Annotated in this window: 25 protein-coding genes; 19 read left to right on the plus strand and 6 right to left on the minus strand. The window is 66.6% G+C overall.

The window, feature by feature from the left end; translation table 11 throughout:
- The first annotated feature begins 18 nt into the window (after positions 1 to 18).
- The gene (locus ACFXNW_RS05605; protein WP_379416317.1) at positions 19 to 798 is read left to right on the plus strand and encodes an ABC transporter permease; all 780 of its coding nucleotides are present in this window, start codon (positions 19 to 21) and stop codon (positions 796 to 798) included.
- Positions 795 to 1,667, plus strand: coding sequence for an ABC transporter permease (locus tag ACFXNW_RS05610; RefSeq protein ID WP_379416093.1), 873 nt, complete (start codon positions 795 to 797; stop codon positions 1,665 to 1,667). The genes ACFXNW_RS05605 and ACFXNW_RS05610 overlap by 4 nt, the downstream gene beginning before the upstream one ends.
- Position 1,668: 1 nt before the next feature.
- Here ACFXNW_RS05610 and ACFXNW_RS05615 read toward each other — a convergent pair whose 3' ends face one another.
- Positions 1,669 to 2,865 (minus strand): lycopene cyclase family protein, encoded by a 1,197-nt coding sequence (locus ACFXNW_RS05615; RefSeq protein WP_379416095.1) that lies wholly within the window; start codon positions 2,863 to 2,865, stop codon positions 1,669 to 1,671.
- Between the two features lie 241 nt (positions 2,866 to 3,106).
- On the opposite strand from ACFXNW_RS05615, the gene ACFXNW_RS05620 reads away from it, so the two are divergent.
- Positions 3,107 to 4,117: an alpha/beta hydrolase gene (locus ACFXNW_RS05620; protein ID WP_379416097.1), complete on the plus strand. Its 1,011-nt coding sequence runs from the start codon at positions 3,107 to 3,109 to the stop codon at positions 4,115 to 4,117.
- 1 nt (position 4,118) lies between these two features.
- Entirely contained in the window at positions 4,119 to 5,072 is a 954-nt protein-coding gene (locus tag ACFXNW_RS05625; protein WP_379416099.1) for a lipase family alpha/beta hydrolase, read from the plus strand.
- A 9-nt stretch (positions 5,073 to 5,081) separates the two neighbouring features.
- Here ACFXNW_RS05625 and ACFXNW_RS05630 read toward each other — a convergent pair whose 3' ends face one another.
- Positions 5,082 to 5,558 carry a hotdog fold domain-containing protein gene (locus tag ACFXNW_RS05630; RefSeq protein WP_379416101.1) on the minus strand — a complete coding sequence of 159 codons (477 nt, stop codon included), beginning with the start codon at positions 5,556 to 5,558 and terminating at the stop codon, positions 5,082 to 5,084.
- A 467-nt stretch (positions 5,559 to 6,025) separates the two neighbouring features.
- Here ACFXNW_RS05630 and rpsJ point away from each other — a divergent pair, with 467 nt between their 5' ends.
- The 13 genes from rpsJ to ACFXNW_RS05695 all read left to right on the plus strand — a co-directional run bounded on the left by rpsJ (position 6,026) and on the right by ACFXNW_RS05695 (position 13,223).
- Complete coding sequence (gene rpsJ / locus ACFXNW_RS05635) at positions 6,026 to 6,331, plus strand: 30S ribosomal protein S10 (RefSeq protein ID WP_003938093.1); 306 nt, start codon at positions 6,026 to 6,028, stop codon at positions 6,329 to 6,331.
- Positions 6,332 to 6,345: 14 nt separating this feature from the next.
- Positions 6,346 to 7,011, plus strand: coding sequence for a 50S ribosomal protein L3 (gene rplC, locus ACFXNW_RS05640; protein ID WP_379416103.1), 666 nt, complete (start codon positions 6,346 to 6,348; stop codon positions 7,009 to 7,011).
- Positions 7,008 to 7,688, plus strand: a complete 681-nt coding sequence (gene rplD, locus ACFXNW_RS05645) for a 50S ribosomal protein L4 (RefSeq protein WP_379416105.1) — start codon at positions 7,008 to 7,010, stop codon at positions 7,686 to 7,688. Before rplC ends, rplD begins: the two co-directional genes overlap by 4 nt.
- A complete protein-coding gene (rplW, locus tag ACFXNW_RS05650) occupies positions 7,685 to 7,990 on the plus strand; it encodes a 50S ribosomal protein L23 (protein ID WP_379416106.1) in 306 nt (101 codons plus the stop codon). Before rplD ends, rplW begins: the two co-directional genes overlap by 4 nt.
- Before the next feature lie 33 nt (positions 7,991 to 8,023).
- Positions 8,024 to 8,860 carry a 50S ribosomal protein L2 gene (gene rplB, locus ACFXNW_RS05655; protein ID WP_379416107.1) on the plus strand — a complete coding sequence of 279 codons (837 nt, stop codon included), beginning with the start codon at positions 8,024 to 8,026 and terminating at the stop codon, positions 8,858 to 8,860.
- Between the two features lie 15 nt (positions 8,861 to 8,875).
- The gene (gene rpsS, locus ACFXNW_RS05660; protein ID WP_379416108.1) at positions 8,876 to 9,157 is read left to right on the plus strand and encodes a 30S ribosomal protein S19; all 282 of its coding nucleotides are present in this window, start codon (positions 8,876 to 8,878) and stop codon (positions 9,155 to 9,157) included.
- Positions 9,154 to 9,552, plus strand: coding sequence for a 50S ribosomal protein L22 (rplV, locus tag ACFXNW_RS05665; protein ID WP_379416109.1), 399 nt, complete (start codon positions 9,154 to 9,156; stop codon positions 9,550 to 9,552). The genes rpsS and rplV overlap by 4 nt, the downstream gene beginning before the upstream one ends.
- A complete protein-coding gene (gene rpsC / locus ACFXNW_RS05670) occupies positions 9,553 to 10,350 on the plus strand; it encodes a 30S ribosomal protein S3 (RefSeq protein ID WP_163823677.1) in 798 nt (265 codons plus the stop codon).
- Positions 10,351 to 10,353: 3 nt separating this feature from the next.
- Positions 10,354 to 10,770, plus strand: coding sequence for a 50S ribosomal protein L16 (gene rplP / locus ACFXNW_RS05675; RefSeq protein WP_067519522.1), 417 nt, complete (start codon positions 10,354 to 10,356; stop codon positions 10,768 to 10,770).
- Complete coding sequence (gene rpmC, locus ACFXNW_RS05680) at positions 10,770 to 11,009, plus strand: 50S ribosomal protein L29 (RefSeq protein ID WP_379416110.1); 240 nt, start codon at positions 10,770 to 10,772, stop codon at positions 11,007 to 11,009. Before rplP ends, rpmC begins: the two co-directional genes overlap by 1 nt.
- Positions 11,006 to 11,275 (plus strand): 30S ribosomal protein S17, encoded by a 270-nt coding sequence (gene rpsQ, locus ACFXNW_RS05685; protein ID WP_379416111.1) that lies wholly within the window; start codon positions 11,006 to 11,008, stop codon positions 11,273 to 11,275. The genes rpmC and rpsQ overlap by 4 nt, the downstream gene beginning before the upstream one ends.
- A 169-nt stretch (positions 11,276 to 11,444) precedes the next feature.
- Positions 11,445 to 12,032: a hypothetical protein gene (locus ACFXNW_RS05690; RefSeq protein ID WP_379416112.1), complete on the plus strand. Its 588-nt coding sequence runs from the start codon at positions 11,445 to 11,447 to the stop codon at positions 12,030 to 12,032.
- Positions 12,033 to 12,233: 201 nt separating this feature from the next.
- A complete protein-coding gene (locus ACFXNW_RS05695) occupies positions 12,234 to 13,223 on the plus strand; it encodes an LLM class F420-dependent oxidoreductase (RefSeq protein ID WP_379416113.1) in 990 nt (329 codons plus the stop codon).
- Positions 13,224 to 13,300: 77 nt separating this feature from the next.
- Here ACFXNW_RS05695 and ACFXNW_RS05700 read toward each other — a convergent pair whose 3' ends face one another.
- The 3 genes from ACFXNW_RS05700 to ACFXNW_RS05710 all read right to left on the minus strand — a co-directional run bounded on the left by ACFXNW_RS05700 (position 13,301) and on the right by ACFXNW_RS05710 (position 15,585).
- A complete protein-coding gene (locus ACFXNW_RS05700) occupies positions 13,301 to 14,047 on the minus strand; it encodes a CPBP family intramembrane glutamic endopeptidase (protein WP_379416114.1) in 747 nt (248 codons plus the stop codon).
- A gap of 52 nt (positions 14,048 to 14,099) precedes the next feature.
- Positions 14,100 to 15,044: an RluA family pseudouridine synthase gene (locus ACFXNW_RS05705; RefSeq protein WP_379416115.1), complete on the minus strand. Its 945-nt coding sequence runs from the start codon at positions 15,042 to 15,044 to the stop codon at positions 14,100 to 14,102.
- Between the two features lie 73 nt (positions 15,045 to 15,117).
- Positions 15,118 to 15,585, minus strand: a complete 468-nt coding sequence (locus tag ACFXNW_RS05710) for a TIGR03667 family PPOX class F420-dependent oxidoreductase (RefSeq protein ID WP_379416117.1) — start codon at positions 15,583 to 15,585, stop codon at positions 15,118 to 15,120.
- A 202-nt stretch (positions 15,586 to 15,787) separates the two neighbouring features.
- Between ACFXNW_RS05710 and ACFXNW_RS05715 the strand changes: the two genes are divergently transcribed.
- On the plus strand, positions 15,788 to 16,327 hold the full coding sequence (locus ACFXNW_RS05715; protein WP_379416118.1) for a chorismate--pyruvate lyase family protein: 540 nt from the start codon (positions 15,788 to 15,790) through the stop codon (positions 16,325 to 16,327).
- On the plus strand, positions 16,324 to 17,577 hold the full coding sequence (locus ACFXNW_RS05720) for a flavin-dependent oxidoreductase (RefSeq protein ID WP_379416119.1): 1,254 nt from the start codon (positions 16,324 to 16,326) through the stop codon (positions 17,575 to 17,577). Before ACFXNW_RS05715 ends, ACFXNW_RS05720 begins: the two co-directional genes overlap by 4 nt.
- Before the next feature lie 57 nt (positions 17,578 to 17,634).
- Here the strand turns inward: ACFXNW_RS05720 and ACFXNW_RS05725 are convergent, their stop codons facing one another.
- Positions 17,635 to 18,075, minus strand: coding sequence for a winged helix-turn-helix transcriptional regulator (locus tag ACFXNW_RS05725; RefSeq protein ID WP_379416121.1), 441 nt, complete (start codon positions 18,073 to 18,075; stop codon positions 17,635 to 17,637).
- Positions 18,076 to 18,157: the final 82 nt, after the last annotated feature.

The raw sequence follows: 18,157 nt of genomic DNA on the forward strand, positions 1-18,157 counted from the left end.
GAGGCAGGCGGCACCCAGCTGTTCGCCGAACTGCCCGTCGCCAAACTCTCGTCCTTCGCCCAGTGGCGCGCGCTCACCGGCCGCATCATCTGGACCATGGCCACCAAGGGTGAGCTGGTCGTCGCGATCATCACCCCGCTGGTGTTCACGCTCGGTTTCTATCTGCCGCTGCGCTACGTGATGAAGTTCCAGGGCATCGACTACGCCCAGTTCGTCATGCCGATCATCGTGCTGCAGACGATGGCGTTCACGATGATGTCCAATGCGCAGCTGTCGGCATTCGAAGCATTGACCGGGCTCAGTACCCGGCTGCAAACCATGCCGATCGGTGCCATGGTGCCGCTGTCGGCGCGGATCTCCGCCGGTGTGGTCCGTTCGGTGTTCTCGCTGACCGCGGCATTGATCTACGGCCACGTCATCGGGTTCCGGTTCGAGGCGGGCTGGGGGCAGGCGATCCTGTTCTGTGCGTTCTCGCTGTCCATCAGCATCGTGCTCTCACTCGGCGCCGATGCGCTCGGCAGCTTGACCAAGAGCCCGGAATCGCTGAGTCAGGCGCTGACCCTGCCGACGCTCATCTTCGGCATGCTGTCGTGTGGGTTCGTGCCGGAGTCCGGATTCCCGGAGTGGATCCGGCCGTTCGTGCGCAATCAGCCGATTTCCCAGCTGTCGTTCGCCCTGCGCGATATGGCCGCCGACGGCGTGACCTGGCAGGTGCTGTGGGTGCCGATGGCGTGGTTGATCGGCGCCGCGGTGCTCTTCGCCCCGCTGGCGGTCTGGGCGAGTGTGAGGCGGTCATGAGTTCAGTCGAGACAACCGAGGCCGTCGAGGTGACCGAGGCGCCGGAGACGGGGTGGAACACCCCGCTGCCGACTGTGCACGCGCGATCGGAGAGCTCGCTCGGTAACTGGTGGACCCACAGCCTGATCCAAACCAAGCGGCTGCTGCTGGTGTGGGCTCGCGATCCCGCGACGACCATCCAGACCATCGTGTACCCGGCGCTGACGCTGCTGATGTTCTGGATCGTGCTGGGCGATTCGATCACCATGGCCACCGGCAAACCCAGCGTCTACGGCACGGTTCCGATGATCACCCTGGTCGCCGCGATGTCGGGTGCGGTGGTCAGCGCGCTCGGTTTCAAGACCGAGAAGGCCACCGGGCTGCTCGGCCGGTTCTGGACCATGCCGGTGCACCGGGCGGCGGGGCTGACCGGGCGTCTGTTCGCCGAGGCCATCCGCGTGCTCGTCACCACCTTGTTCGTGATCGCGGTCGGCTTCACCATCGGCTTCCGCTTCGATCAGGGACCCGTTGCCGCGCTCGCGCTGATCGGCATTCCGGTGCTGTTCGGTGTCGGGTTCGCGGTGTTCGTCACCGCGCTGGCCACGCTTACCGAGGGCGTCATGCTGGTCAATGTCATCGGCATCATCAACACCCTGCTGATGTTCTTCAACTCCGGTTTCGTCCCGGTGTACGCCTATCCGGTCTGGTTGCAGGACATCGTCGCCAACCAGCCGATGAGCTGTGCCATCGACGCCATGCGCGGACTGTCCTACGGCGGTCCGGTAGCCGAGCCGATGGTGAAGACCCTGCTGTGGACCGTCGGCATGATCGCAGTCTTCGGCTACCCGGCGGTGCGCGGATACCGGCGCGCCGCCGAGACCGGCGCCTGATTCAGCCGATGCGCCGCGGTTCGCGGGTGGGCGCGGGTTCGTACTCGTAGCCCACCCAGCGATTGCGGTTGGTCCAGCCGACCAAGTCGTAGCGCCAGCGGAAGGGCCAGGTGTGCGCGACGGTATTGACCAGGACGGCGCCTAGCGCGGTGTAGTCGTCGTGCGCCGAGAGCAGTGCGCGCTGGCCACGAGGTGAGGCGGTGAAGAACGCCTCGAACATGGCGATCGACTGCTCGGTCGTCAGTCGGCCGAGGCCCCACAACCCACGCATCCGCATCCAGTAGACGAACCGGGCCCGCGGCGACCACAGCGCGGCGACCGGATCGCGGCCATCCGCAATCGCATCGACCGCCGTATCGACCAGTGCCAGCGAGTCCGCGACGCTGTAGCCGGTGCACGGGTGCATCATGCCGCCGCGAGAACCGAAGGGGACGACCCGGCCGGTGCCCTTTTTCGGGGGCGGCTGATCCAGCGGATAGTGCGCGGCCTCGGTCGGTTCGCTGCCGGTGAGCCGGATGCCGTGCGCGGCGAGCCGGTTCAGGGTGCGCCTGCGCAGTTCGTGCTGCGGCATCCCGCCGCGCAGTCCGAGGCTGGTCTCCTCGAAGATCACCGTGCCGTCACCGAGGGGCACCGAGTACAGGAACGACGGCGGTTCATCGTTGCTCGCGCCGTTGTCCGGGCGCCAGTCCAGCAGCAAGCCCTGGCCGTCGGTCACCATCGGGGCGGCGGTTTCGGCGTCGACGAAGATGCCGTGCGCGCTGGCGGCGCGACGCGAACCGAGGGCGGGCAGGCCGCGGGTGTCGGCGACGACGTCGGCGGAGATGATCGATCCGTCGTCCAGCTCCACCACATGCGGCTCCACGCGTACCGCGCGTCCGGCGCGGACGGTGGCCTGGTCCAGCGGCAGCGCATCGCGCAATCCAGGCTTGGACAGCACGCAGTACGGCCGGGGAATGCGGTGCTCGCGTCTGGCCCAGACGGTGGGCGCTTCGATCCGGGTGGCGATGGCGGTGGCGGGCAGCCATTCGGGCAGTTCGTCGACCCAGCAGGAGTACGTCGGCGGCCACAGCCGGTCCGGACGTGGATCTATCGCCGCGACGGTCAAGCCTGCGGCGGCGGCGCGATGTGCCAGCGCTCGGCCGGTCGGGCCGAGCCCGACGACACACACGTCGACGTTGTGGACCGCGCTGACTGCCATAGAGGCATTCAAACCGCATCCGACGCGCCGACGCAACCATCCGGCGTGTGTGCCGGGATATATCGATCCGCAAAGTGCCGGTGTTACAGAAAATTTCGAATCGTTCCGATTCCCGCCGACCTGGTGCTCACCGGTGCCCCTACTTCTGGTGTCCCCGCAATTCCAGTCGTGAAAGTTGTTGTGCCGCAACATAGCGTTGATCGCGGAGCATCGAGATGTTCCAATGTGAAGAAGGGACATCATGAGAGGTCGATACCTCCGGCAGCTCGGCCTGCTGGCCGCCGCCGTCACCACGGCCGCGATTCTTCCCGTCTCGGCACAGGCCGAGCCGCAGGATTCGCCTGTCGCATCGTCCATTGTTTCGGTTTCCGAGCGCGACGCACGCAATGTCACGCTCACCGTGCATTCGGCGGCGATGGATCTCGATATCCCGGTCGAGGTGATGCGGGCCGAGGACACCGGCGTCCCGCGGCCGGTGCTGTATCTGCTGCTTGGCGCCGGCGGCGGTGTCGACGGTGCCAACTGGGGGACCAAGACCGATGTCCTGGACTTCCTCGCGGACAAGAACGTGCACGCGGTCACGCCTATCGGCGGGATGTTCAGCTACTACGCCGATTGGCGCACCGACGATCCGCGGCTGGGCAAGCAGAAGTGGAAGACCTTCCTGACCAGTGAACTGCCGCCGCTGATCGACGACTACCTCGGCTCGAGCGGCCGCAATGGCATCGCCGGATTCTCGATGTCGGGTACCAGCAGCCTCGCGCTGGCGGCGACCACCGGCGACCTGTACGACGCCGCGGCCGCCTACAGCGGATGCGCCCAGATCAGCGATCCGGCGGGGCAGGAGTTCGTCCGGCTCACCATCGAGGAGTGGGGCCTGGCCGAGAAGGACAACATGTACGGCCCGCCCGGCGATCCGGCCTGGGCCGCCAACGACCCCTACGTGCAGGCCGAGGGGCTGCGCGGTAAGGCGCTCTATATCTCCAGCGGCAGCGGCCTGCCGGGTATGTACGACCAATACGGCGGAAAGTATTCGCTGGAAGGCCCGTGGCTTTTCGCGAATCAAATCGTGCTCGGCGGAATCATCGAGGGTGCGACCAATTACTGCTCGCACAATATGCAGACCCGGCTGAATGATCTCGGTATTCCGGCCACCTACAACTTCCGGCCGGACGGCACCCATTCCTGGGGCTACTGGCAGGACGCGCTCAAGAATTCCTGGCCGACGTTGGCTCCGGCGTTGGGGATATGACATGCGCATCGGAATACCAACCCTCGGAGCTGCCGTCCGCGGGGTGACCCGGCTCGCGTTCGTGGTGACGACCGTCGCATTCGCGGCGATCACCCTCGCACCGTCCGGGACGGCGCAGACCCTGTTTCCGCCGCTGGCCGGAGCCAACGACACCGCGTGCGTCACCGGGCCGAATCGGGAGCCGGTGGTGCTGGTGCACGGTTCCGGCACCGATATCACCCGCAGCTTCGGCGTGCTGGCTCCCGCCCTGCACGCCGACGGGCACTGTGTCTTCGCGGCGAACCTGGGCCAGGGGCCCGCACTGGTGGACGCGGTCAGCGGTCACGCGGGGTCTTCGGTCGGGGTGGGCCCGGTCGGCGCGGCCCTGTCCGGTCGTCCGGTCTGGGGGGTGGCCTCGATCGAGAACATGGCGGGCGAACTCGCCGCCGTGGTGCGCACGGTGCGGGAACGTACCGGCGCCACACGCGTGGCTCTGGTCGGGCATTCCACCGGCGGCACCGTGATCCGGCAGTACCTGCGCAATTACGGCGGGGCCGATATCGCGACAGTGGTGACGCTCGGCACGCCGTATCGCGGCACCACCTGGGACGGGCTGCGGGAGATGTACCCGGATCTGGCGGCGCTCGGTCTGACCGATGCCCAGATCGCCACCCAGGTCTTCGGCACCCCCGGTACGCAGCAGGCGGCGGGCTCGCCGCTGCTGAGCCGGCTCAACTCCGGCGGTGAGACGGTGCCAGGGCCGCGCTACACCGCGATCGCCTCCCGCGCCGACACCGTGATCACGCCCCCGAGCACCGCATTGCTCGGGCACACCGGCGATGACGCCCGCAACGTCTGGTTGCAGGACGGCTGCCCGGCCGACATCGCCGATCACAGCGCAATGCTCGCCGACGCCCGCGCCATCACGCTGATCCTCAACGCGCTCGACGGCCGGGACCGCCCGCTGCCCTGCTGAGCGGTGCTGCTATTTCGGCGTGACCCAGGTGGTGATGTCGGCGTGCACGACCTCGAGACCGTGCTTGTCGTAGATCGACACCGGCACCACGATCTCGGTGCCCTCGACGATGGCGTCGAAATCGGGGATCTGCGCCAGCTTCGCCACTGCGCGCAGTCCGGTTTCGGCTTTGGCGAGGTACTGCACGTTCATCGCCTTGGGGATCCAGCGGTGGGTGGCGGGCACGGTCGCCTCGCTGAGCATGCCCATCGCGACCTCGGCCAGGTTGCAGGCCGCGATGGCGTGATAGGTGCCGAGGTGGTTGTGGATGCCGAACCATTTGGGCGAGGTGACCTCGCATACTCCCGGTTCCAGCCGTACGACGTTGGGCAGCACGGTGCCGAAGTACGGCACCCGCGCGACCATGCCGAGCGAGAACAGGGTGTGGCCCAGCCGATTGTCGGGCAGCTTCTTCCAGCCGCGGTAGGTCGCGGTCTCTTTCGTCATGGACCGGTATCTTACTCTTCGGTAAGATAGCTGGGTAGTAGGCTGTGATGGCGCACGTCAGCGCCGTATTCGCGGGCGCGGCTACCCCGATTTGATCGGGCTGAGGGCTTCGGGCATACTGTTCGGGTTGCCTTGCACCGGCCCGTGCCCGTTTCCCTGAAGCGGTTGGTCGGGTGGGGCAGGCAGTACCAAATCGTGTACCTCACCGGATTCCGGTGTGGGTACGTCCGGGACAGTGTTCCGAGCCTGACATGGATTATTTCCGGGGCCGAGGAATGAGCGGACGGGCGACACGCCCGACCGCGTGGACCGGAGAACCATGACAGATGAACAGCGGCGAAGACTGGGTGCGTCCCGGTCGTGGTCTCCCACTGAGACGTCTTCGTGTGTTCGGACTGTGCAAATGAGGGTGATACGGAAGCCAGCTTCCGGATCACGGAACGTAAGCGGAGAAAAGGACACTTAGCGTGGCGGGACAGAAGATCCGCATCAGGCTCAAGGCCTATGACCATGAGGCGATCGACGCATCTGCGCGCAAGATCGTCGAAACGGTGACCCGCACTGGGGCCCGGGTCGTCGGGCCGGTGCCGTTGCCGACCGAAAAGAACGTGTACTGCGTCATCCGTTCGCCGCACAAGTACAAGGACTCGCGCGAGCACTTCGAGATGCGTACGCACAAGCGGCTGATCGACATCCTCGACCCGACGCCGAAGACGGTCGACGCGCTCATGCGTATCGACCTGCCGGCCAGCGTCGACGTCAACATTCAGTGACGGGGACTCGAGACATGACTGATAACAAGAACAGGCCAGCGGCCGGCATCCTGGGCACCAAGCTCGGCATGACCCAGGTGTTCGACGACAAGAACCGCGTCGTCCCCGTGACCGTCATCAAGGCCGGACCGAACGTCGTCACCCAGATCCGCACCGAAGAGCGCGACGGCTACAGCGCCGTGCAGCTCGCCTTCGGCGCGATCGACCCGCGCAAGGTGAACAAGCCGGTCTCCGGCCAGTTCGCCAAGGCAGGTGTGACCCCGCGTCGCCACGTCGCGGAGATCCGCGTCGCCGACGCCTCCACCTTCGAGGTCGGTCAGGAACTGTCCGCCGAGGTGTTCGAAGAGGGCACCTACGTCGACGTCACCGGCACCAGCAAGGGCAAGGGCTTCGCAGGCACCATGAAGCGCCACGGCTTCAGTGGCCAGGGCGCCTCCCATGGTGCGCAGGCCGTGCACCGTCGCCCGGGTTCCATCGGTGGCTGCGCCACCCCCGGCCGCGTGTTCAAGGGCATGCGCATGTCGGGCCGCATGGGTAACGACCGCGTCACCACGCAGAACCTGTCGGTTCACAAGGTGGACGCCGAGAACGGCCTGCTGCTGATCAAGGGTGCGATCCCGGGTCGCAAGGGCGGCGTCGTGATCGTAAAGAGCGCCGTGAAGGGTGGTGCGCACGCATGAGCGCTGTGAGCACTGAGAAGAAGACCAACCTGACCCTGCCGGTCAAGGAACTTGGTGGCAAGAGCAACGGCACCGTCGAACTCCCCGCGGAGATCTTCGACGCGACCGCCAACATTGCGCTGATGCACCAGGTGGTCGTCGCGCAGCTCGCCGCCGCGCGTCAGGGCACGCACTCCACCAAGACCCGCGGCGAAGTCCGCGGTGGTGGTAAGAAGCCGTACCGGCAGAAGGGCACCGGCCGCGCCCGTCAGGGCTCGACCCGCGCGCCGCAGTTCGCCGGTGGTGGCATCGTGCACGGCCCGAAGCCGCGCGACTACAGCCAGCGAACCCCGAAGAAGATGATCCGCGCCGCGCTGCGCGGAGCTCTGTCGGACCGTGCGCGTAACGAGCGGATCCACGTGATCACCGAACTGGTCGCGGGCCAGACCCCGTCGACCAAGACCGCGAAGACCTTCCTCTCCGAGCTGTCGGACAAGAAGAAGTTCCTGGTCGTGCTCGGTCGCGAGGACCTCGCGGCCTGGAAGAGCGTGCAGAACCTCGAGTTCGTGCACCCCATCGCGCCGGATCAGCTCAACACCTACGACGTGCTGGAAAGCGACGAAGTCGTGTTCAGCGTCGAGGCCCTCAACGCCTTCGTGCACGGGCCTGCTGAGGCGGCACAGGAGGAGAGCAAGTGACCACCATCGCCGACCCCCGCGACATCCTGCTTGCGCCGGTCATCTCGGAGAAGTCCTATGGGCTGATCGAGGAAGGTACCTACACCTTCCTCGTGCACCCGGACTCGAACAAGACGCAGATCAAGATCGCCGTCGAGAAGGTTTTCGGCGTCACGGTCACCAGCGTCAACACCGCCAACCGTCAGGGCAAGCGCAAGCGGACCCGCTTCGGTTACGGCAAGCGCAAGAACACCAAGCGCGCGCTCGTGACCATCTCGGCCGACAGCAAGCCCATCGAGATCTTCGGAGGCCCGGTCGCGTAAGCGCCTGGGAATCCAGAAAGTAGAGAAGAACTCATGGCAATCCGTAAGTACAAGCCGACAACCCCGGGCCGCCGCGGGTCGTCTGTCTCGGACTTCGCCGAGATCACCCGGTCGACGCCCGAGAAGTCGCTGATCCGCCCGCTCACCAAGAGCGGCGGCCGCAACGCCCACGGCCGGATCACCACCCGGCATCGCGGTGGCGGTCACAAGCGCGCCTACCGTCTGATCGACTTCCGTCGGCTGGACAAGGACGGCATCCCGGCCAAGGTCGCTCACATCGAGTACGACCCCAACCGGACCGCGAACATCGCGCTGCTGCACTACCGGGACGGCGAGAAGCGCTACATCATCGCGCCCAAGGGCATCACGCAGGGCACCCCGATCGAGTCCGGCCCCACCGCCGACATCAAGCCGGGTAACAACCTGCCGCTGCGCAACATCCCGACCGGTACCACCATCCACGCGGTGGAGCTGCGTCCCGGTGGCGGTGCCAAGCTGGCCCGTTCGGCCGGTATGAGCATCCAGCTGCTGGGTAAGGAAGGCCCCTACGCCACGCTGCGTATGCCCTCCGGTGAAATCCGCCGCGTCGACGTGCGCTGCCGCGCCACCGTCGGCGAGGTCGGCAATGCCGAGCAGTCGAACATCAACTGGGGCAAGGCCGGCCGTATGCGCTGGAAGGGACGCCGTCCCACGGTCCGTGGTGTCGTCATGAACCCGGTCGACCACCCGCACGGTGGTGGTGAGGGCAAGACCTCCGGTGGTCGCCACCCGGTCTCGCCGTGGGGTCAGCCGGAAGGCCGCACCCGCAAGCCCAACCGTCCGAGCGACAAGCTCATCGTCCGCCGTCGCAAGACCGGCAAGAAGCGCTGAAGGAGGAGGTAAGAAATGCCACGCAGCCTTAAGAAGGGTCCGTTCGTCGACGACCACCTCCAAGCGAAGGTGGACGTGCAGAACGACAAGGGCACCAAGCAGGTCATCAAGACCTGGTCGCGTCGTTCGACCATCACCCCGGATTTCATCGGTCACACTTTTTCGGTCCACGACGGCCGCAAGCACGTGCCGGTGTTCGTCTCGGAGAACATGGTCGGGCACAAGCTCGGTGAGTTCGCGCCGACCAGGACGTTCAGGAGCCACGTCAAGGACGACCGGAAGAGCAAGCGGCGATGACGACCGAAACTCAGAACCCCACTGCCCGGGCGACCGCCAAGCATGTGCGCGTCACCCCGATGAAGGCTCGTCGCGTCGTGGACCTGGTCCGCGGCAAGCGCGTCGAGGACGCACTGGCGATCCTGAAGTTCGCGCCGCAGGCCGCGAGCGAACCGGTTGCCAAGGTCGTGGCGAGTGCCGCGGCGAACGCCGAGAACAACCTCGGCCTCAACCCCGACTCGCTGGTCATCTCGACGGCCTACGTCGACGAGGGCGCCACCATGAAGCGTTTCCAGCCGCGGGCCCAGGGCCGTGCGTTCCGGATCCGCAAGCGCACCAGCCACATCACCATCGAGGTCGAGAGCGTGCCCACTGCCGGCGCCACTCGTGGCCGCCGGAAGGGAGGGGCAAAGTAAATGGGACAGAAGATCAATCCCCATGGCTTCCGCCTCGGTATCACCACCGATTGGAAGTCCCGTTGGTACGCCGACAAGCAGTACGCGGATTACGTCAAGGAAGACGTCGCGATCCGCAAGCTGCTGTCCACCGGCATGGAGCGGGCGGGCATCTCGAAGGTGGAGATCGAGCGCACCCGTGACCGGGTTCGCGTCGACATCCACACCGCGCGTCCGGGCATCGTCATCGGTCGCCGTGGCGCCGAGGCCGACCGCATCCGCGCCGAGCTGGAGAAGCTCACCAAGAAGCAGGTTCAGCTGAACATCCTCGAGGTCAAGAACCCCGAGTCCGATGCGCAGCTGGTTGCTCAGGGTGTGGCCGAGCAGCTGTCCAACCGTGTGGCGTTCCGTCGTGCGATGCGTAAGGCCATCCAGTCGGCCATGCGTTCGCCGAACGTCAAGGGCATCCGTGTGCAGTGCTCGGGCCGCCTCGGTGGCGCCGAGATGTCGCGCTCGGAGTTCTACCGCGAGGGCCGGGTGCCGCTGCACACGCTGCGTGCCGACATCGACTACGGCCTCTACGAGGCCAAGACCACCTTCGGTCGTATCGGTGTGAAGGTCTGGATCTACAAGGGCGACATCGTCGGTGGCAAGCGTGAGCTGGCCGCCCCGAGCGCTCCGGCCGGCGATCGCCCGCGCCGCGAGCGTCCGAGCCGCCCGCGTCGTTCCGGTTCCGCAGGCACCACTGCGACCAGCACCGAGGCCGGCCGCGCCGCCACCGCCGTGGCGGAGGCACCGGCAGAGACACAGGAGGGCTGACGCATGCTGATGCCTCGCAAGGTCAAGCACCGCAAGCAGCATCATCCGGGCCGCTCCGGTATGGCCAAGGGCGGCACCTCGGTGGCGTTCGGTGAGTACGGCATCCAGGCTCTCGAGCCCGCCTACGTCACCAACCGGCAGATCGAGTCGGCGCGTATCGCGATGACCCGCCACATCAAGCGTGGCGGCAAGATCTGGATCAACATCTACCCGGATCGTCCGCTGACCAAGAAGCCTGCCGAAACCCGCATGGGTTCCGGTAAGGGTTCGCCGGAATGGTGGATCGCGAACGTCAAGCCCGGCCGCGTGATGTTCGAAATGTCTTACCCGAACGAGGAGACTGCTCGCGAGGCCCTGCGCCGCGCGATGCACAAGCTCCCCATGAAGTGCAGGATCGTGACCAGGGAGGAGCAGTTCTGATGGCTACCGGAACACCGGCCGCAGAGCTCCGTGAGCTCACCGAAGAGGAGCTCGTCGCCCGCCTGCGCGAGTCGAAGGAAGAGCTGTTCAATCTGCGCTTCCAGATGGCGACGGGACAGTTGGACAACAACCGTCGTCTGCGTGTGGTGCGTCACGAGATCGCGCGTATCTACACGGTCATGCGTGAGCGTGAGCTCGGTCTGGCCACCGGACCTGCTGACAAGGGAGATGCGGCATGAGCGAGAAAGTGGAAGAGCGCAACAGCCGCAAGGTTCGTGTCGGCTACGTTGTCTCGGACAAGATGAACAAGACGATCGTCGTCGAGCTGGAAGACCGTCACCGGCACCCGCTCTACGGCAAGATCATTCGCACCACCTCCAAGGTGAAGGCGCATGACGAGAACGAGATCGCCGGCGTCGGCGACCGCGTTCAGCTGATGGAGACCCGTCCGCTGTCGGCCACCAAGCGCTGGCGTCTGGTCGAGGTCCTGGAGAAGGCCAAGTAAGCCTTTCTCTTCGGCTCGAGTCTCGAAGGCCCGCTTCCTTTCCGGAAGCGGGCCTTCGTCGTTTCTTGCCGGTATGCCGGGACTGCCCCGAATGTGATGAAGCCGAAACACGATATGCCCGTGGTGGGTTTGGCGTGTCGCGGGTATCGGGGGCTAACGTGGACGGGCTATGAGGGATGCTGCGACGACGACATCGGGAGCCTGGCGGATCGACGACGGCACGGGGGTGATGTTCCGGGACGCAACCGTGGCGTGGGCTTTGGCCGCGCATGAGGTGCTGGCCGAAACCGCTACGGGCTATGGGCATTTCGTGACGGTGAAAGAGCTGGCCGAGCGGGTGCAGACCGTGACGGGCGTGCGCACCGACGCACCGACCCGCACCTGGATGGATGCGATCCTGCGCAAGGTCGCGCGCCGCTGCCACAAGGCCGGTGAGCCGCCGCTGACGGCGCTGTGCGTCAAGCAGAACCACAAGGTCAGCGACAGCTACAAGTACGTGCTCGAACTAGCCGCCCTCCCCGTCCCCGCCGATATCGAATCGCACGCCGCCTACGCCCGCTGGGCGTGCTACGCCGCCCACGGCGCCGACGTCCCCGCCGACGGCGGCATCCCGCCGCTCGTCCCGCGCGGAGGTGCGGCCCGCCGCGGCACCAGCACCACGGCCGCCGCTGCGAAGTCCGACCCGGAAAGTCGCGTGGTGGTGTGCTCCAGCTGTTTCATCCAGCTGCCCGCCACCGGGATCTGCGAGCACTGCTGAGGAGGAGGCAAGTGCGCTGGTGATCAGCCCACTCGCCATGACCGAGGACGATCTTCACATCGAGCGCAGGGCCGTCGGCTGAGCTGTGCGGGCTTTCGATTCGGACCGCAGTAAATGCTGCTCGCCGGGCGCCGGGACGTGCAGGATGGAACGCGCGTTCGCGATTCACGCGTGCGCTCGACAACACGAATGGGTGTGATCATGCGATTCGGGATGTTCGTTCCGCAGGGGTGGCGGCTGGACCTGGTGGGGATCGAGCCGCAGCGTCAGTGGCCGGTCATCCGGGACTTCGCCCAGCGAGCCGACGCGGGCACGGAGTGGGAATCGCTGTGGGTGTACGACCACTTTCACACCGTGCCGGTGCCGACCGAGGAGGCGACGCATGAGGCGTGGTCGCTGGTGTCGGCGCTCGGCGCGGTAACCGACCGGATCCGCCTCGGCCAGATGTGTACCTCGATGAGCTACCGGAACCCGGTCTATCTGGCCAAGGTGGCGGCGACCGCGGATGTGATCTCCGGTGGCCGGGTGGAGATGGGTATCGGCGGCGGTTGGTACGAGCACGAGTGGCGGGCCTACGGGTACGGGTTCCCGTCGGCGGGGGAGCGGCTCGGCAGGCTGCGCGAGGGCGTGCAGATCTTCCGGCAGGCGTGGACGCAGGGCCGGGCAAGCTTGGACGGCAAGTACTACCAGGTCGATGACGCCATTGTCGCCCCGCGCCCGCTCCAGGAGGGCGGGATTCCCATCTGGATCGCGGGCGGCGGCGAGAAGGTCACCCTCGCCATCGCGGCGAAGTACGCCGACTACACCAACTTCGACGGCACCCCCGCCGGCTTCGCGCACAAGTCTGAGATCCTGCGCAAGCACTGCGCCGAGGCCGGGACCGAGTTCGAGGCCATCACCCGCACCGCCGACTACAACATCGCCATCGGCCGCACCGAGGCAGAGGTGCAGCAGCGCCTGGAGAATCTGCGCGCCCACCTGGCGCGGTTCGCTACGCCGGAGCAGGTGGATGCCTCGCTGAGTGCATTCCGCGGCATGCCCGGCGTCGGCACGGTCGATCAAGTGATCGCCAACCTGTCGGAGCTGCGCGATCTCGGCCTGGAGTACGCGATCTGCTATTTCCCCGAGGCCGCATACGACCTGTCGGGAATCGAGCTGTTCGAGCGGGAGGTCATCCCGGCGCTGCGCTGAGTGCCTCGGGCAATGCTGGAATCTGTCTGATCGGCGGCCTTACCTGGTGACGCTTGCCGCCGCCGGGACTGACCGGCTCAGGCGATCGTGGTCTGCCAGACGACGGCGGCGGCCAGCGCTCCGGCACCGTTGACCGACCAGTGCAGCGCGATGGGCGCGAGCAGACTTCCGCTGCGGTGGCGCAACCAGGTGAACACCACACCCGCCACCGCGGTGGCAGCCACCGCCAGCGCGATGCCCGCGATCTGGCCGGCGACGCCGCCGCCGACGATCTCGGACAGTCCACGGTTGCCCGAGGTCAGCCCGAGTGAGGAGGCGATATGCCACAGGCCGAACAGCAGCGAACCGGCCGCGAACACCCCGCGCGCGCCGTAGACGCGTCCGAGCGTGCCGTGCAGGACGCCACGGAACGCCAGCTCCTCCGGGATCACCGTCTGAAGCGGAATGATGATCATCGACGCGATGAGCGCGCCGGAGATGGTGGCGTAGCGGTCGGCCATGAAAAACGGCCGGGTGATCGGTAGCGCCGCACCGATCGCGACGACGGTGAGCACCACACCGACTGCGGCGAGTGCGTAGAGGGCGCCGCGCTTCCAATGCCGACGGGACAGCCCGAGTTCGGTCCAGCCGAGGCCGCGGCGCCGCATCATCATCAGCAGCATGAGCGCCGCGACCGGCACGGTGACGATATTGGCCCATGCGGTGGTGAAGTGCGCGATCAGATTGGTACCCGCCAGCACCGCGACCACGACCGCTATGTCGAGGTAAGCGTGGATCTTGTGGCGACGGAGCGGTACCGCGGCGTCGAGGACGGTGGAAGACATCGCCGTTAGTGTACGGACCGAACCTGTGCGTTCTGTGGGGTGGAGACGCTGATCACGGTGTGATCGATCCGGCCGCCCAGCCGTCCGGATCGGCCCATGCCTGCAGCGTGCGGCGGGTTTCGAAGCGACGTGGCTCCCCGCTGATCGGGTCGGTGAATTCGATGGTCGAGGCGAGTAGCTGGAGTGGGCGGGTGAAGTCGCTCACGGGCTTATCGGTGATGACGGGGTAGAAGTCGTCGCCGAGAATGGGAACGCCGAGCGAGTTCAGATGCAGCCGGAGCTGATGGGTGCGGCCGGTGTGCGGGTAGAGCCGGTACCGGCCGAGTCCGTCGCGGTGTTCCAGCAGCTCGATGTGGGTTTCCGCATTGGGTTCACCGGGAACCTCCTGCGCCGCGATCACCTGCTTTTCTTTGATGATCCGGCTGCGTACGGTCCGCGGGAGCTCCAGCGACGGATCGTAGGGCGCGAGCGCCTCGTACTCCTTGCGGACGGTGCGCTTGTGGAACATCGTCTGATAGGCGCCGCGGCGGGTGGGATCGATCACGAACAGCACCAAGCCCGCAGTGGCCCGGTCCAGGCGGTGCGCCGGGATCAGGTCCGGTAGATCCAGCTCTCGGCGCAACCGCACCAGCGCGGTCTGCAGGATGTGCTGACCACGCGGAATGGTCGCCAGGAAATGTGGTTTGTCCACGACCAGCAGGTGATCGTCGCGGTGCACGATCGGGATGTCGAAGGGCACCTCGGTTTCCTCCGGCAGATCCCGGTGGAACCACACCGCGCCGCCGGGGACATACGGCGCGTCGGGTGCGATCGGCCCGTCCAGATCGACGATGCCGCCCTCACGCAGCAGTTCGTCGATGCGGGCGGCAGGCACCCGGGGCAGACGGTGCACCAGATGGTCGCGGATCGTCGCCCACTCGCCGTCGTCCGGCAGCCGGAGTCGGGCCGGGTCCAAGCCGTACCGCTTCGGCAGCGGAGGTTGCTGCCTTCTTCTCATCGGTAACGACAGTAATCGACGGTCGGTTGCGAAGGTGCCGACCGTCGACGGCCATCGACCGGTTGGTGGTGTCTCAGAATCCGCGCAGCCGGTCCGGCGTGATGCGCACCGGCACCGAGTACTCGTCGAAGAATTTCTCCCGGGTCATGGAGATGCTGACCAGCCCCTCGGTGTACTTCTCGACGTAGGCGTCGGCTTCCTCGGCGGAGAGCTCGGTGTCGTCGACGCGAGCCGTGCCGGTCACCACCACCACGTCGCCGCCGGACTCGGTGCTGTTCAGATGCAGCGCGACCCGTGGGTTGCGGGCGACATTGCGCAGCTTCGGCCGGTCCGGCTGGCTGAACATCAGGAACTCGCCGTCATGCCAGAGGAACCACACCGGATTCGGCTGCGGGGTTCCGGTGGGGCCGACGGTGGTGAGCCAGACGACCTGCTCCTTGTCCAGGCGCTCGGCGACTCGGGCGCCGAATTCGGTCGACGTGTCGACGAGTTGCGCGGATCCGGTGGTGGCCATCGTGATCTCCTCGGTCGTTGCGGTCACTTGTGCAGCGATAACACCGTGACGTGTGCCCCCATTCCCGGGTACAACCCATCGGCCACTGAGGCCTACACTAAAGACATTGCACGACAACGGATCTGATCGGTTTCGGCAACCTGCGGCGGTGTCGTCCAGACGGCCGCCGTGGCGGGAGTGGGTTAATCTGCCGAGGTTGGTTCCTGGAACGGCGGGGGAGTGCGGCTCGGTGGGTATCGGAAGCATCGATGGACGGGTTGTCGACAGCGATACGGGGCCCGCGGGGTTTCCGCCGGTGACGCGGATGCTGCTGCACGCCGACGGGTCGACCACCCGGATGCTCGAAGCGCTGCTAGGGGAGACGTTGTCGCTCACTCTGCTCGACCAGCGGGTCTCGGCGGCATCGGGACTGTCCGACCGGGTACGTGAGTTGCTGGCGTGCACCAGCGAGGAACAGGTGGTGTCCAGGAGGTCCGAACTGCGCGTCGACGGCACTGCGGTATCGCGCAATGAAGTGACCGTCACGTGCCGGGACCCGCAGCTGACCGCGATCCTGACCGATGCCCGAATACCGATCGGACACGGTCTCCTGGCCTCACGCCGGTTTCTCGGCCGCACCGTCGTATCCACCGGCTGGGATATCTGGGATGGGGACGAAGCAACAGCGTGTGCCTACAAGGAGTACGTCTTGACCGACGAAACGACCGCCATCGCCCATATCCGCGAACAGTTCAATCCTGCCCTGGTCCCGAGCGGCGCGGCGCGGTGAAGGTACTGGTCGCCGGAGCTGGGATAGCGGGACTGACAACTGCGCTGAGCCTGCACGCCGTTGGCATCGATGTGCAGGTCATCGATGGTGTTCGGGCGCTGCGCCCGCTGGGTGTCGGCATCAATCTGCTACCACATGCGGTGGCGGAACTGACCGAACTCGGGGTCGGTGCAGCGCTGGCCGACAGCGCGATTCCCACCGCCGCGGCAGTGCATTTCGATCGATTCGGCAACCGGATCTGGAGCGAGCCACGCGGTCTCGCCGCCGGACACCGGTGGCCGCAGTACTCGATCCACCGGGGCGAGCTGCACACCATATTGCTGCGGGCGGTACGGGAGCGTCTCGGTGCAGACGCGGTGCGTGAAGGCCTGCGATTCGAGGCCGCCATCGAGGGCGCGGAGCACCTACTGTGCCGAGCCTACGACCGCGCGACCGATACCACCGTCGAGTTGGTCGCCGACGCGCTGATCGGCGCCGATGGTCTGCACTCCGCTGTGCGCGCGCAATTGCATCCGGGGGAACAGGCCCCGCGCTGGAACGGCATTCGCATGTGGCGGGGTATCGCCGAAGCCGAGCCCTTTCTCGACGGGCAGACGATGATCCTGGCCGGTTCCAACAAGGCGGCCCGACTCGTCGCCTACCCGATTTCACGTGCGGCGCAACAGCGTGGACGGGCCGTGATCAACTGGGTCGCCGAAGTCCGGGTCGACGACGAAGCAGCGCAAGATCCCGACTGGAACCGAACGGGTCGCCTCGCGGATGTGCTGCCCCACTATGCGGGCTGGCAGATCGCCGGACTCGATGTCGCCGAACTGATCTCGGCCAGTGGTGAGATCCTCGAGTACCCGATGGTCGATCGAGATCCCTTGCCGCACTGGGGTACCGGTCGCATTACGCTGGTCGGCGACGCCGCGCACCCGATGTACCCGATCGGCTCCAACGGCGGTTCGCAGGCGATCCTCGGCGCGCGGGTACTTGCCACCGAACTCGCCACCGCCCCGGACCCCGTCACCGGCCTCGCGCGCTACGAATCGGCTCGCCGCGAGCAGGCCAACGCCATCGTCCTCGCGAACCGAGAAATGCCGATGGACCGCATTCTGCATATGGTCGCCGAACGAGCGCCGACCGGATTCACCCGAATCGAAGACGTACTCACCGCCGACGAACTGGCCGCCATCGGCACCGGCTACCGCCGCACCAGCGGGGCACATTCGGGGCCGGGAACCAGACTGCCTTCGACACCGGGCTGACGTTGTCTGCGCCCGCATGCTGATCGGCCGGTCACGCACGGCTCGGCCGCGGCAGAGTCAGCCGGCCGCGCGGTCGTACTCCTCGCGGTTGGCGAGCACCTCGTCCATATGGGCCTCGGCCCACATCTTGATGCCGTACACGAGGCTGTGCAACGACAGGCCGAGGTCGGTCAGCTCGTAGGTCACCGTGGTGGGCACGGTCGGGGTCACCGTCCGGGTGAGCAGCCCGTCGCGCTCGAGGGACCGTAGCGTCTGGGTGAGCATCTTCTGGCTGACGCCGGCCAGTCGCCGCGACAATGCGGAATAGCGCATGGCGCGCGGTTCGCCTGCGGCGGCGGGCTCCGGGTGTGGGCCGTCGCTGCCGAGCGCGGCCAGCACCAGTGCCACCCACTTATCGGAGATCCGGTCGAGCAGTTGACGGCTGGGGCAGTTCGCCAAAAAGGCGTCGTAGTCCAGTTTCGCTTGTGCCCGCTGCTGAGCCGCTGTCGTCGTCGGCATCGACTGCTCCTTCCTGCCGTGCGGAGAGTTACGCACTCCGAAGTGCCTACTTCCCGATGGAGAGTTACCCATCCATTGTGGA

It is taken from the genome of Nocardia sp. NPDC059180 (assembly GCF_042754945.1).
Taxonomy (GTDB): Bacteria; Actinomycetota; Actinomycetes; order Mycobacteriales; family Mycobacteriaceae; genus Nocardia.

Coding starts and splice junctions, on each gene's coding strand:
- ACFXNW_RS05610 (WP_379416093.1), top strand. CDS start 795: ATGAGTTCAGTCGAGACAACCGAGGCCGTCGAGGTGACCGAGGCGCCG.
- ACFXNW_RS05615 (WP_379416095.1), bottom strand. CDS start 2,865: ATGGCAGTCAGCGCGGTCCACAACGTCGACGTGTGTGTCGTCGGGCTC.
- ACFXNW_RS05620 (WP_379416097.1), top strand. CDS start 3,107: ATGAGAGGTCGATACCTCCGGCAGCTCGGCCTGCTGGCCGCCGCCGTC.
- ACFXNW_RS05625 (WP_379416099.1), top strand. CDS start 4,119: ATGCGCATCGGAATACCAACCCTCGGAGCTGCCGTCCGCGGGGTGACC.
- ACFXNW_RS05630 (WP_379416101.1), bottom strand. CDS start 5,558: ATGACGAAAGAGACCGCGACCTACCGCGGCTGGAAGAAGCTGCCCGAC.
- rplC (WP_379416103.1), top strand. CDS start 6,346: ATGACTGATAACAAGAACAGGCCAGCGGCCGGCATCCTGGGCACCAAG.
- rplD (WP_379416105.1), top strand. CDS start 7,008: ATGAGCGCTGTGAGCACTGAGAAGAAGACCAACCTGACCCTGCCGGTC.
- rplB (WP_379416107.1), top strand. CDS start 8,024: ATGGCAATCCGTAAGTACAAGCCGACAACCCCGGGCCGCCGCGGGTCG.
- rpsS (WP_379416108.1), top strand. CDS start 8,876: ATGCCACGCAGCCTTAAGAAGGGTCCGTTCGTCGACGACCACCTCCAA.
- rplV (WP_379416109.1), top strand. CDS start 9,154: ATGACGACCGAAACTCAGAACCCCACTGCCCGGGCGACCGCCAAGCAT.
- rpsC (WP_163823677.1), top strand. CDS start 9,553: ATGGGACAGAAGATCAATCCCCATGGCTTCCGCCTCGGTATCACCACC.
- rplP (WP_067519522.1), top strand. CDS start 10,354: ATGCTGATGCCTCGCAAGGTCAAGCACCGCAAGCAGCATCATCCGGGC.
- rpmC (WP_379416110.1), top strand. CDS start 10,770: ATGGCTACCGGAACACCGGCCGCAGAGCTCCGTGAGCTCACCGAAGAG.
- rpsQ (WP_379416111.1), top strand. CDS start 11,006: ATGAGCGAGAAAGTGGAAGAGCGCAACAGCCGCAAGGTTCGTGTCGGC.
- ACFXNW_RS05690 (WP_379416112.1), top strand. CDS start 11,445: ATGAGGGATGCTGCGACGACGACATCGGGAGCCTGGCGGATCGACGAC.
- ACFXNW_RS05695 (WP_379416113.1), top strand. CDS start 12,234: ATGCGATTCGGGATGTTCGTTCCGCAGGGGTGGCGGCTGGACCTGGTG.
- ACFXNW_RS05700 (WP_379416114.1), bottom strand. CDS start 14,047: ATGTCTTCCACCGTCCTCGACGCCGCGGTACCGCTCCGTCGCCACAAG.
- ACFXNW_RS05705 (WP_379416115.1), bottom strand. CDS start 15,044: ATGAGAAGAAGGCAGCAACCTCCGCTGCCGAAGCGGTACGGCTTGGAC.
- ACFXNW_RS05725 (WP_379416121.1), bottom strand. CDS start 18,075: ATGCCGACGACGACAGCGGCTCAGCAGCGGGCACAAGCGAAACTGGAC.